We start from the raw sequence: 12,278 nt of genomic DNA, 5'->3' as shown, positions 1-12,278 counted from the left end.
GTTTGCACCATGCGGTTACTGGTCACCGGCGGCGCTGGGTTCATCGGCGCGAATTTCGTGCACAGCACCGTGCGCGAGCACCCCGAGGACTCGGTGACCGTGCTCGACGCCATGACCTACGCCGGCCGGCGCGAGTCGCTGGCCGACGTCGAGGACGCCATCCGCCTGGTGGTGGGCGACATCTGCGACGCCGAGCTGGTCTCGAAGCTGGTCGCCGAGTCCGACGCGGTGGTGCACTTCGCCGCGGAGAGCCACGTGGACAACGCGCTGGACGACCCGGGGCCCTTCCTGCACACCAACGTGGTCGGCACGTTCACCATCCTGGAGGCGGTGCGGCGCCACGGCGTGCGGCTGCACCACATTTCGACCGACGAGGTCTACGGCGACCTGGAGCTCGACGACCCCCACCGGTTCACCGAGTCGACGCCCTACAACCCCTCGAGCCCGTACTCGGCGACCAAGGCCGGCGCCGACATGCTGGTGCGGGCGTGGGTACGCTCGTATGGCGTGCGGGCCACGATCTCGAACTGCTCCAACAATTACGGGCCGTATCAGCACGTGGAGAAGTTCATCCCGCGACAGATCACCAACATCCTCACCGGCCGGCGGCCCAAGCTGTACGGCAGCGGCGCCAACGTCCGCGACTGGATCCACGTCGACGACCACAACAGCGCCGTGCGGCGCATCCTGGAACAGGGCGAGATCGGCCGGACGTACCTGATCAGCTCCGAGGGCGAGCGCGACAACCTGACCGTGCTGCGCACACTGCTGAAGATGATGGGCCGCGACCCCGACGACTTCGACCACGTGACCGACCGGGTCGGCCACGACCTGCGCTACGCGATCGACCCCTCGACGTTGTACGACGAACTCTGTTGGGCGCCAAAGCATACCGATTTCGAGGAGGGGTTGAGCTCAACCATCGATTGGTATCGTGCCAACGAATCCTGGTGGCGCCCTTTGAAGGACGCCGCGGAAGCCCGCTACGAAGGACGTGGTCAGTGAGATGAAAGTTCGTGAGCTCGACATACCGGGGACGTGGGAGATCACCCCGACCCTGCACGGCGACTCTCGCGGCCTGTTGTTCGAGTGGCTGACCGATCACGACTTCACCGCATTCGCGGGTCACCGCTTCGACGTCGCGCAAGCCAATTGCTCGGTGTCGTCGGCCGGCGTGCTGCGGGGCCTGCATTTCGCCCAACTTCCGCCGAGCCAGGCCAAGTACGTGACCTGCGTGTCGGGTTCGGTATTCGATGTGGTGGTCGACATCCGCGAAGGCTCGCCCACCTTCGGCCAGTGGGACTCCGTGTTGCTCGACGACCTGGAGCACAAATCGATCTATATCTCCGAAGGCCTGGCGCACGGCTTTCTCGCCCTGCAGGACAATTCCACGGTGATGTATCTGTGCTCGGCCGAATACAGCCCCGGGCGCGAGCACACCATTTGCCCGACCGATCCGGCGCTGGGCATCGAATGGCCGCTGGTCGACGGCGCACCACCGACGCTTTCCGCCCGCGACGCCGCGGCCCCGACTTTCGAAGAGGTGCGCGCCGCCGGCCTATTGCCTGGTTGGGCCGATACCCAGGCGTTCGTCGAGGGTTTGCGCCGCAAATTCGACGCCCAATAACGCGGGCGCGCCTCGACGGCGGAAGATTTCGCGGGGTATGGATCTGCCGGCCGTTCGCTACGCCGGGTTTGTTCGGGGCACATTAGGCCTACCTTTCTGCTGTTCTGTCTGGTTAGGATGGCGCCGTTACAACGTGTGCCGACGAAAGGCAGGCGGATGAAACTCGGGCAAGTGTTCGATCCGCGAAACAATGCACTAAACGCGTGGCGGCTGGCGCTGGCGGGCGAAGTCATCTTTTGGCACGTCTTTTCGCTCAACGGCCCCATCCCGTCAAACAGGACGTTCCTCCAACTTTTTTTTCGATAGGGGTTGACGGCTTCTTCGCGATCTCCGGCTTCCTCATCACCGCGAGCTGGTTGAACAACCCAAACGTCCGCGACTATTTCGTGGCCCGGGCCCTGCGTATCCTGCCCGGGTTTTACGTCTGCCTGCTCGTCACCGCGTTCCTCATCGCCCCCGTCGGCGTGGCGATCCGGGGCGGTTCGCCCGTTCAACTCATCCTTTCCGGCGCGCCGCTCGAATACGTCCTCAAGAACGCGGCGGTGGCGTTCGTGAAATTCGATGTCGGCGGCACACCGACCGGAATTCCCGATGCCGGCGACTGGGACGCCTCCCTGTGGTCGCTCATCTGGGAGGTGATGTGTTACCTGATCGTCGGGGTGATCGGCGTGGTGGGACTGGCCAGCCGCCGATGGGTCTCCCCCGCGATACTGGCGCTGGCGACCGTCGGTGCGCTGCTGATGCCGGCCATCACCTTTCCCGAGGTCTTGCATCACCCCGGCGGCGACGCGCGCACCGCGCTGATCTTCCTGGCCTGCCGCACCGCGATCATGTTTTCGGCCGGGGCGCTGCTGTACCAATGGCGAGACGCCATTCCCGCCCGCTGGTCGCTCGTCGCGGTCAGCGTTGTCGTCGTCATCCTGGCGGGCCGGTTGCCGGATTACCGGGTGATCGCCGCCGTTCCGCTGGCCTACGCCATCGTGGTCTCGGGCACGCTACTGCAACACCGGCGCCTGCGGCTGCGGACGGACATCTCGTACGGCATGTACATCTACGCGTATCCGGTTCAGCAGTTGCTGGCCGTTTCCGGGCTTTTCAACACGAACAGACTGCTGATCTTCAGCGTGGTGTCGGTCGCCACCGTGCCGCTCGCCTTCGCGAGCTGGTTCCTGGTCGAAAAGCCCGCGCGATCGCTCAAACACCGCTTCGCACCGAAGCGGTCCGGCGCGGGGAAGCAGCCGCTGGTCGTGCTGCCGCCGGACTTCCGAGGTATGGCGCACTAGTCGCCGAACGGCCGAAAAGCCGAACGCCCCTGGGCGGCGTGGCATAGGATGCCGCGGACAGCTTTGGCGGCGGACGAGGGGTGGAGACCGATGAACCTCGGGCAGGTGTTCGATCCGCGAAGGAACGCGCTGAACGCTTTTCGGCTAGGCCTGGCGGCCGAGGTCATCTTGTGGCACTCCTTCCCGGTGACGGGCCGCATGCCACCGGCGCCGACGCTCCAGCTGTTGTTCTCCGTGGGCGTCGACGGCTTCTTCGCGATCTCGGGCTTCCTGATCACGGCGAGCTGGCTCAACGACCCGCGGGCCCGTGACTATTTCACGGCCCGCGCCCTGCGCATTTTTCCCGGCTTCTACGTCTGCCTGCTCGTCACCGCGTTAGCCTTCGCCCCGATCAGCGTGGCGATCCAGGGTGGGTCGCCCACGAAACTGCTGTTCTCCAGCGCGCCGCTCGAGTACATCTGGAAAAACAGCGCCTTGATCTACCTGCATCACTTCGTCGGCGACACCCCGAAGGGGATCCCCGACGCGGGCGGATGGAACGCTTCGCTGTGGTCCCTCATCTGGGAATTCATGTGCTACATCATCGTTGCCATCATCGGCCTGGTCGGCCTGGCCAACCGCCGCTGGGTGTCGCCCGCGATCCTGATACTGGCGACGCTGGGCGCGCTGGTGTTGCCGCCGCTCACCTACCCCGGGGTGTGGACCATCCCCCAGCTCGCTGTCCGCTCCGCCCTTACGTTTTCGGCCGGCGCCCTGCTGTACCAATGGAAGGACGTGATTCCGGCCCGTTGGTCGCTCGTCGCGGTCAGCGTGGTGATCGTGCTGGCGTCCAGCCAGCTGCCCGACTACCGCGTGGTCGGCGCCCTGCCGCTGGCGTACGCGGTGGTGGTCTCCGGCATCCTGCTCAAGCACCGGCGGCTGCGGCTGCGCACCGACCTGTCCTACGGCGTGTACATCTACGCGTTCCCCACCCAGCAGCTGCTGGCCATCTGCGGGTTGATCTGGCTGAATCCGTTGATCTACTTCGTGATTTCGACGGCCGCCACCCTGCCGCTGGCCGCGGGAAGCTGGTTCCTGGTGGAGAAGCCGGCGCAGCGGCTCAAATCGCGCCTCAAGCGGAAGTGGTCCGGCGCCAACGCCGAGCTCTCCGAGGCCGAGGCGCCCCCCGATGCCGTCGCGGCGGACCGGGCTACGCCGAAGCCAACTCCGGAGGTTCCGGATACCGCCTAGCCAGCGGCCGCCACTTCACCGACAACGCCCACAGCAGCACGGTCAGCGCCTCCGCTCCCACGCTGAGCGCGGCGTACGGCGCGGGTTCCCAGCCCCGCTCCAAAAAGCCGTTCAGCCCAACGGTTCTCGATAACGCGAACGCGACCAGCGAGCCGCCCGCCAGGGCCGCGCCGGCCCAGCGCAGCCACGCGGGCCCGCCGACCAGCACCAGCAGCGCGATGGCGAACGACGCGCTGGCCTGGACCAGGAAGGCGGCGCCGATGTCCGGGATGTGGCGGTAGCCATGGACATACAGATAGGCGTGGCAGGCGCCGCCGACCGCCAGTGACGCGGCCAGGCCGATGCGGATCAGCAGAGTCATTGCAACGTCCGTTCTTTCAGCGCCAGGGTGGTTTCGCCCTGGGTGTAGCTCACCTCGCGGACGCCGAGCGCGTCGCGAAGCTTGCCGGCGGGCAGGGTGACCGGCTTGGGCGCCGGGCCGTCGCCGGGTCGCGGCAGCGGGTACGCGGTCGTGGTCCCGCTGTAGAACGTCACGTTGCCCTCGGTCTTGGAAAACAGTTGGTGCACATGCCCGTTGAGGCAGGTGACCGAGGAGAACCGGCGCAGGTAGGACAGGGCCTGGGTCGCGTCGTCGGTGCCCCACCCCCAGTCGGGGTACATCGCGAACAGCGGGATGTGGCTGAACACGATGATCGGGGTGTCGCTCGACAGCCGCGCGACGTCCTTCTGCACGAACTCCAGCTGATCGGTGCCCAGATGCCCGAGCTTGCGCAGGTTCAACGTGTTGACCAGTGCGATCACGTGAACGCCTGCGATGTCGAAGCTGTACCAGCCATCGCCGACCGAGCCCGCACCGAAGGCGCTCCGGTATTTCTGCCCCGCGTCGTCGACCGAATCGTGCTCCCCGGGCACGGTGAACACGTGCGGCGTCTTCAAGGCACTCATCATCTGCTTCGCCTGGTCGAACTGCTCGGGGCTGGACAGGTGTGTGAGGTCACCGGTGTGCACCACGAAATCCGGTGTGTAGCCGAGGTTGTTGATCTGGTCGATCGCGTGGCCGAACGTCCCGGTGACGTCCGGGTTGGGCGCGCCGGTGAACCCGATGTGGCTGTCACTGACCTGTGCGAATCGCAGGCTGGGCCGCGCGTGCGCGTGCTCGGCGGCCGATGCGCCGGCGACATGCGAGATCACCTCGCCGCCGACGACGGCGAACCCGACCGCCGCCCCGAACCACGCCGTGTGCCGCATCAGCTGGCGGCGGCTCATGTTCGGGTTCATCGCGTCACCACCACCGTCCCGCGCATCATCGGGTGGATGGAACAGACGTAGTCGAACGTCCCGGCGTCGGTGAAGGTGTGGGTGAAGGTGGCCCCCGTCCCCATCCCCGGCGAGTGGAACGACCCGTCGCTGGCGGCCACCGTGTGCGGCTCTTCGTCGCGGTTGGTCCACGTGACGGTGGTGCCCACCGGGACGGTCAGCGTGGTGGGCGCGAACGCGAAGCCGTCGATGTTGACCTGGTTGCCGCTCACCGGGGCGGCCGGCGCGGACGCCGACATCGAACCCATGGACATGGTGGGGCTGGAGCCGGTGGCGGGCCGCGCGGCCGAGCAACCCGCCAGCAGCGCCTCGGCGGCCAGCGCGACCGCCGAATGTTTTGCAAGCGTCATGCCCAGGAATAGGGCGGCGGGTTACACCGCTCAGGCGGGCTGGTCGGGCCGGGCGGGCGCGAACACCTCGATGTTGCCGTCGACCTCGCGGACCAGCAAGGGGGGCAACGGCTTTGGGGCGATCGGTAGCTGATGGGTGAGCACCTGCCCGCTGGGAGCGAAGGATGTCGAATGACAGGGGCAGCGCAACGTGTCGTCGGGCGCGTCGAACCACAGCCGGCAGCCCTGGTGGGTGCACACCCCGGACACGGCCTGCGGCTTGCCGTCGACGCGGCGGACGAACCCGCTGACCGACCCGAGGTCGAAGGGGTGCATGACCCCGTCGGGCACCTGCGAGCTGGCCGCCACCCGCTGCCAGGTTCCGGCGTTGGGCGTGAGCGGCGCGTTGTCGGCGGCGGGGACCGCGGTGGGCTCACCGGCGAGCACGGCCCGGTCTATGGACACCGCGGTGACCGCGGCGGCCGCGGCGGCCGAGGTGCCGACGATGACCTGCCGGCGCGTGCTGCTGTGCGTGCGCGCCGCTTCCGGCGGGGCGTCGGACAGCTGCTCGGCGAGGCGGCGATGCAGGTCGTCGAGGAATTCCGGGCGCGGGGTCTCGCCGCGGCGCCCGGCCGCGCGCAATTCGATCGCCGTGCGCAGCTGCGCCGCCTCGAAATCGTCGGGGGCGAACGGCCTGGGCCGCCGGCCCCGCAGCAGGTCGTCGACGTACCGGCGCAGTCCTCGCGCGTTCATGACGGGCCCCCATCGTTGACCTGCGCCGCCAGGCGCAGAGCGCGGTGCTGGAGCACCTTGGCGTTGGCGACGCTGACGCCCAGGCGCGCGGCGGAGTCCTTGATCGAATGACCTTGCAGGAAGCGCAGTTCCAGGATCTGCCGGTACCGGTCCGGCAGGTTGTCCAGAACCTGGGCGACACGCTGCGGCGCCGTGCTGATCGCCTCCTCGCTGTCCGGTGGTTGCTCGATGTCGTCGATCGAGGTTATCTCCCGACCCAGGGTCTCCCGCCAATGCGCGGCCAGCACCGTGCGCGCGGTGACGCGCAGGTACGCACGCACCTCGCCGACGCTCGCGGTCAGCCGCAGCGGCCGCAGCGCGGCCAGGAAGACCTCCGCGGTGAGGTCCTCGGCGTCGGCCCGGTTGCCCACCCGGGCGTACAGCGTGCGGTACACCCAGGACGCGTTGTCGGTGTAAACGGCCTCCCAGTCGGGATAGCCGGCGTCAAATCCGCTGTCGGGCACCGCCCGCAGCGGCCGTTTGACGGGTTCGCTTTGTGCCGCCACGTGCCTCCTCCACCCGATGAATATCGAGCCGGGTTACACCGGAATCACGGTGCGGCCAGTGAGGTTTGTTCACTCAGCAGTTCGTCGAGTTTGCTGGCGGTCGCCGCGAACACCGACTTGGCGATGCCCAGGAGGCGCTCACGCACCCGCGGCTTGGCCGACGCAGGCGGCAGCAGGTGGCCGATCAGGTGGCCGAACAGGTCCAGGCGCGCCCCGGACATCCAGGCGGTCAAGTCCGGGTCGTCGAGCCAGCGCAGCTGGTTGGCGTAGTCGGCCTGCGCCAGTCGCAGGTAGTCGGTGTCGGTGTCGGGATGCGGCAACGGCACGCACAGCTCGTTTTTCACCTCGTCGTCGGCGTAGGCGGCCTCGACGTGGGCGGTCAGCGCGGCGCTGAAGATCTGTTGGCATCCGCGCACGCTTTGCAGCGTGATCCGGCCGGCATCGAAAATGGGCGTGGCGGGCCGCTTTTCGGCGCCGTCGGCGGTGCAGTCGATGTACAGCGCGCGTCCGTCGCGGGCCAGGACGCCGCCGTCGAGCACCATCCGGTCCGCCTCGACGCGCAGCAGGTGGCCCATCCGCACCACGTCGCGAATGCGCTGCAGTTGCTCGAGCTCGAGCCGGGTGACGGTGGCGCAGCGATACATGGTCGGCCGGACCGCGGGATCTAGCCGCAACAGGCCGCCGGATTCCTCGAGGCGCGAGAACAGGTCGTCGACCGACACGGCGTCGCTGATGGCGCGCAGCTGCGCGATGAAGCTGGCCTTGATTTGGTCGGCGAACAACGCCCCGGGCTGCATGGCGGCGCGGTCCAGCAGCCACGAGTCGCGGGGCATGATCCAGGTCAGCCGGTCCGGCGCGACGCCCTGGCCGAGCAGCCACAGGCAGGTGTCGATGCCGGTCTTGCCGGCCCCGACGATCACGTAGCGCCGATGCGGGCCCAGCCTGGGCAGCTCGTTGGGCGACACGCAGGTGACGCCGTCGGCCACCTCATACGGCGGCGGGCGCATGGCGGGCACCGTCACCCGCATGTAGGTGGCGTCGACGGTGCGGCGCGCGTCGACCGTGTACTCGGCACCGGCGAGCGTGGTGAAGCGGCCGGCTCCGAGGTATTCGCTCATCGGGAAGTAGCTGAGCCGCCCGCTGGGCAGCAGCTGCTGGCGCAGCACGTGGTCGTAGTAGGCGCACACCTCGCCGGCCGTCGCCAGCTCGTAAAGCCCTTGGTTCCAGCCGATTTGGTCGATCGAGTCGCCGCCCAGCGGCAGCGAGTTGACGCCGTAGAACGCCGAGGGCTGGTGCAGCCGGACGAAGGGGTAGGCCATGGTCCAGTGGCCGCCCGGCTGGTGGTGGCGGTCGACCAACACCACGCGGGCGTCCGTCTCGGTCACCAGGGTGTCGACGAACGCCATGCCCATGGCGCCCGCGCCGACCACCAGGTAATCCGCCTCGATGGTGTGCATACGCCTGAAGGCTACGCGCGCCCCCTGGCCACCCGTTCTTGCGACGCCCGGCGGCAGTTACTAGGATATCCAAGTATCCGCCTCTCCTGCGCGCACGAACCCGAGGACACCATGACCACACAGATCCCCCACTTCATCGACGGGCAGCGCACCCCCGGCCAGTCCGCCCGCACCGCCGACGTCTTCAACCCCAGCACCGGGGAGGTGCAGGCGCAGGTGCCGATGGCCGGCCAAGCCGACGTCGACGCCGCGGTGGCCTCGGCCGTCGAGGCCCAAAAAGGTTGGGCGGCATGGAATCCGCAGCGCCGCGCCCGGGTGATGATGCGCTTCATCGAGCTGGTCAACGACCACATGGACGAGCTCGCCGAAATGCTGTCCCTCGAGCACGGCAAGACGCTGGCCGACGCGCGCGGCGACATCCAGCGCGGGATCGAGGTCATCGAGTTCGCCATCGGCATCCCGCACCTGCTCAAGGGCGAGTACACCGAAGGCGCGGGTCCCGGGATCGACGTCTACTCGCTGCGCCAGCCGCTGGGGGTGGTCGCGGGCATCACCCCGTTCAACTTCCCGGCCATGATCCCGCTGTGGAAGGCCGGACCGGCGCTGGCCTGTGGCAACGCGTTCGTGCTCAAGCCCAGCGAGCGCGACCCGTCGGTCCCGGTGCGGCTGGCCGAGCTGTTCCTGGAGGCCGGCCTGCCGCCCGGCGTCTTCCAGGTCGTCCACGGCGACAAGGAGGCCGTCGACGCCATCCTGCACCACCGCAACATCCAGGCGGTGGGTTTCGTCGGCAGCTCCGACATCGCCCAGTACATCTATTCGACCGCTGCGGCGACCGGCAAGCGCGCGCAGTGTTTCGGCGGCGCCAAGAACCACATGATCGTGATGCCCGACGCGGACCTCGACCAGGCCGTCGACGCGCTGATCGGCGCCGGTTATGGCAGCGCCGGCGAACGCTGCATGGCGATCAGCGTGGCGGTGCCGGTCGGCGAGCAGACCGCGAACCGGCTGCGCGCCAGGCTGATCGACCGGATCAACAACCTGCGCGTCGGCCACAGCCTGGACCCGAAGGCCGACTACGGCCCGCTGGTCACCGATGCCGCGCTGGCGCGGGTGCGCGACTACATCGGCCAGGGCGTGGAGGCGGGCGCCGAGCTGGTGATCGACGGCCGCGAGCGGTCCAGTGACGACCTCGCGTACGGGGACGCCAGCCTCGAGGGTGGATTCTTCATCGGCCCAACGCTTTTCGACCACGTCACCCCCGACATGTCGATCTACACCGACGAGATCTTCGGCCCGGTGCTGTGCATCGTGCGCGCCCACGATTACGAAGAGGCGCTGCGACTGCCGTCGGAGCACGAGTACGGCAACGGCGTGGCGGTGTTCACCCGCGACGGCGACGCCGCCCGCGACTTCGTGTCCCGGGTGCAGGTGGGCATGGTCGGCGTGAACGTCCCGATCCCGGTTCCGGTGGCCTACCACACCTTCGGCGGCTGGAAGCGCTCCGGTTTCGGCGACCTCAACCAGCACGGCCCGGCGTCGATCCAGTTCTACACCAAGGTCAAGACCGTCACGTCGCGGTGGCCGTCCGGCATCAAGGACGGCGCCGAATTCGTGATCCCGACAATGGATTAGGCGCCATGTTCACCCTGAACGACGACGAGCGGGTCATCACCGAGACGGCTGCCGCGTTCGCCGCCAAACGAATCGCCCCGCACGCGCTGGATTGGGACGCGACCAAGCACTTTCCGACCGACGTGCTGCGCGAGTCCGCCGAGCTCGGCATGGCCGCCATCTATTGCCGCGAGGACGTCGGCGGCAGCGGGCTGCGCCGGCTCGACGGCGTCCGCATCTTCGAGCAGCTGGCCATCGCCGACCCGGTCACCGCCGCCTTCCTGTCCATCCACAACATGTGCGCGTGGATGATCGACAGCTTCGGCACCGCCGAACAGCGCAAGGCCTGGGTGCCGCGGCTGGCCGCGATGGACGCCATCGCCAGCTACTGCCTCACCGAGCCGGGCGCCGGGTCGGATGCCAGCGCGTTGAGCACCCGCGCCGTCCGCGAGGGCGGCGACTACGTCCTCGACGGCGTCAAGCAGTTCATCTCCGGCGCCGGGGCATCGGACGTCTACGTGGTGATGGCCAGGACGGGCGGTGACGGCCCGCGCGGCATCTCGGCCTTCGTCATCGAAAAGGGCGCCAAGGGGCTGAGTTTCGGCGCGCTCGAGGAGAAGATGGGCTGGCACGCCCAGCCGACCGCGCAGGTGATCCTCGAGGGGGTGCGGGTGCCGGCCGAGGCCATGCTGGGCGGCGCCGACGGCGAGGGCGCCGGCTTCGGCATCGCGATGAACGGCCTCAACGGCGGCCGGCTCAACATCGCGGCGTGCTCGCTGGGCGGCGCGCAATCCGCCTTCGACAAGGCGGGCGCCTACGTGCGTGAACGCGCGGCGTTCGGCAAGTCCCTGCTCGACGAGCCCACCGTCCGGTTCACCCTGGCCGACATGGCCACCGGGCTTCAGACGTCGCGAATGATGTTGTGGCGGGCCGCGGATGCGCTGGACAACGACGATCCGGACAAGGTCGAGCTGTGCGCGATGGCCAAGCGCTACGTCACCGACACCTGCTTCGAGGTGGCCGACAAGGCCCTGCAGCTGCACGGCGGCTACGGCTACCTGCGCGAGTACGGTCTCGAGAAGATCGTTCGCGATCTGCGGGTGCACCGCATCCTGGAAGGGACCAACGAGATCATGCGGGTGGTCATCGGCCGCGCCGAGGCCTCGCGAGTGCGCGCGAGCGCGTAGAAAGGCGGTCAGATGACCGAGCACCTGACGGTGGCCTTCCTGGGCCTGGGCCACATGGGCGGCCCGATGGCGACGAACCTGGTCGCGGTCAAGCATGCGGTGCGCGGGTACGACCCCGTTCCGGCGGCGTTGTCCGCGGCGGTCGAGACCGGCGTCACCGGATTCGACACCGCCGCCGACGCGGTGGCCGACGCCGACGTGGTGATCACCATGCTGCCCAGCGGCGACATCGTCAAGCGCTGCTACGCCGAGGTGCTGCCCGCCGCGCGGGCGGGCGCGCTGTTCATCGACAGCTCGACGATCTCGGTCAACGACGCCCGCGAGGTGCACGCGCTGGCCACCGGGCACGCCATGGCGCAGCTGGACGCGCCCGTCTCCGGCGGGGTGAAGGGCGCGGTCGCCGGCACGCTGGCGTTCATGGTGGGCGGCGATGCGGAGGCCCTGGAGCGCGCCCGGCCGGTGCTGGAACCCATGGCGGGCAAGGTGATTCACTGCGGCGCCGCCGGCGCCGGGCAGGCCGCCAAGGTGTGCAACAACATGGTGCTGGCGGTGCAGCAGATCGCAATCGGCGAGGCGTTCGTCCTGGCCGAGAAGCTCGGGCTGTCCGCGCAGTCTTTGTTTGACGTCATCACCGGCGCGACCGGCAACTGCTGGGCCGTGCACACCAACTGCCCGGTGCCCGGTCCGGTGCCGACCTCGCCGGCCAACAACGACTTCAAGCCGGGTTTCGCGACCGCGCTGATGAACAAGGACCTGGGCCTGGCCATGGACGCCGTGAGCTCGACGGGCTCCTCGGCGCCGCTGGGCCGCCACGCCGCCGAGATCTACGCCGAGTTCGCGGCGGACCACGCCGACAAGGACTTCAGCGCGGTCATCGAGATGCTGCGCGAAGGCTGAAACTCAGCGCGCCGAGCGTGAACTGACGGCGGAAAATCGCAC

12 protein-coding genes and 1 pseudogene are annotated in these 12,278 nt (G+C 68.5%); 7 read left to right on the top strand and 6 right to left on the bottom strand.

Features of this window, described 5'->3' with window-relative positions:
- The first annotated feature begins 9 nt into the window (after positions 1-9).
- The 4 genes and pseudogenes from rfbB (at position 10) to A5702_RS17285 (ending at position 4,140) form a co-directional block, all read left to right on the top strand.
- Positions 10-1,005, top strand: coding sequence for a dTDP-glucose 4,6-dehydratase (gene rfbB / locus A5702_RS17300; protein ID WP_055403398.1), 996 nt, complete (start codon positions 10-12; stop codon positions 1,003-1,005).
- Between the two features lies 1 nt (position 1,006).
- On the top strand, positions 1,007-1,627 hold the full coding sequence (gene rfbC / locus A5702_RS17295) for a dTDP-4-dehydrorhamnose 3,5-epimerase (protein ID WP_055403420.1): 621 nt from the start codon (positions 1,007-1,009) through the stop codon (positions 1,625-1,627).
- A 156-nt stretch (positions 1,628-1,783) separates the two neighbouring features.
- Positions 1,784-2,910, top strand: a pseudogene (locus A5702_RS17290) (acyltransferase family protein).
- Positions 2,911-3,000: 90 nt separating this feature from the next.
- Entirely contained in the window at positions 3,001-4,140 is a 1,140-nt protein-coding gene (locus A5702_RS17285; protein ID WP_055403397.1) for an acyltransferase, read from the top strand.
- Here A5702_RS17285 and A5702_RS17280 read toward each other — a convergent pair.
- From A5702_RS17280 to A5702_RS17255, 6 genes are read right to left on the bottom strand one after another with little or no spacing between them, the layout of a single operon-like run.
- Complete coding sequence (locus A5702_RS17280; protein ID WP_055405765.1) at positions 4,100-4,501, bottom strand: hypothetical protein; 402 nt, start codon at positions 4,499-4,501, stop codon at positions 4,100-4,102. The genes A5702_RS17285 and A5702_RS17280 overlap by 41 nt on opposite strands.
- Positions 4,498-5,418: a metallophosphoesterase gene (locus tag A5702_RS17275; RefSeq protein ID WP_055405461.1), complete on the bottom strand. Its 921-nt coding sequence runs from the start codon at positions 5,416-5,418 to the stop codon at positions 4,498-4,500. The genes A5702_RS17280 and A5702_RS17275 overlap by 4 nt, the downstream gene beginning before the upstream one ends.
- Positions 5,415-5,807 (bottom strand): cupredoxin family copper-binding protein, encoded by a 393-nt coding sequence (locus A5702_RS17270; protein ID WP_082956100.1) that lies wholly within the window; start codon positions 5,805-5,807, stop codon positions 5,415-5,417. Before A5702_RS17270 ends, A5702_RS17275 begins: the two co-directional genes overlap by 4 nt.
- Positions 5,808-5,837: 30 nt before the next feature.
- Positions 5,838-6,539, bottom strand: a complete 702-nt coding sequence (locus tag A5702_RS17265) for a Rieske (2Fe-2S) protein (protein WP_055405463.1) — start codon at positions 6,537-6,539, stop codon at positions 5,838-5,840.
- Positions 6,536-7,084, bottom strand: coding sequence for an RNA polymerase sigma factor (locus tag A5702_RS17260; protein ID WP_055405464.1), 549 nt, complete (start codon positions 7,082-7,084; stop codon positions 6,536-6,538). Before A5702_RS17260 ends, A5702_RS17265 begins: the two co-directional genes overlap by 4 nt.
- 44 nt (positions 7,085-7,128) lie before the next feature.
- Positions 7,129-8,541, bottom strand: coding sequence for an FAD/NAD(P)-binding protein (locus tag A5702_RS17255; protein WP_067820092.1), 1,413 nt, complete (start codon positions 8,539-8,541; stop codon positions 7,129-7,131).
- 111 nt (positions 8,542-8,652) lie between these two features.
- Here A5702_RS17255 and A5702_RS17250 point away from each other — a divergent pair, with 111 nt between their 5' ends.
- Genes A5702_RS17250 through mmsB form a run of 3 tightly spaced genes read left to right on the top strand, consistent with a single transcriptional unit; the run spans position 8,653 to position 12,236 of the window.
- Positions 8,653-10,173, top strand: coding sequence for a CoA-acylating methylmalonate-semialdehyde dehydrogenase (locus A5702_RS17250; RefSeq protein WP_067820094.1), 1,521 nt, complete (start codon positions 8,653-8,655; stop codon positions 10,171-10,173).
- A gap of 5 nt (positions 10,174-10,178) precedes the next feature.
- On the top strand, positions 10,179-11,339 hold the full coding sequence (locus A5702_RS17245) for an isobutyryl-CoA dehydrogenase (protein WP_055405467.1): 1,161 nt from the start codon (positions 10,179-10,181) through the stop codon (positions 11,337-11,339).
- Positions 11,340-11,351: 12 nt separating this feature from the next.
- Positions 11,352-12,236 (top strand): 3-hydroxyisobutyrate dehydrogenase, encoded by an 885-nt coding sequence (gene mmsB / locus A5702_RS17240; protein ID WP_068222161.1) that lies wholly within the window; start codon positions 11,352-11,354, stop codon positions 12,234-12,236.
- Positions 12,237-12,278: the final 42 nt, after the last annotated feature.

It is taken from the genome of Mycobacterium sp. E3339, from assembly GCF_001666915.1.
Taxonomy (GTDB): Bacteria; Actinomycetota; Actinomycetes; order Mycobacteriales; family Mycobacteriaceae; genus Mycobacterium.
The sequence above is the reverse complement of the archived record's forward strand: the minus strand, read 5'-3'. Positions and strand labels throughout refer to the sequence as shown.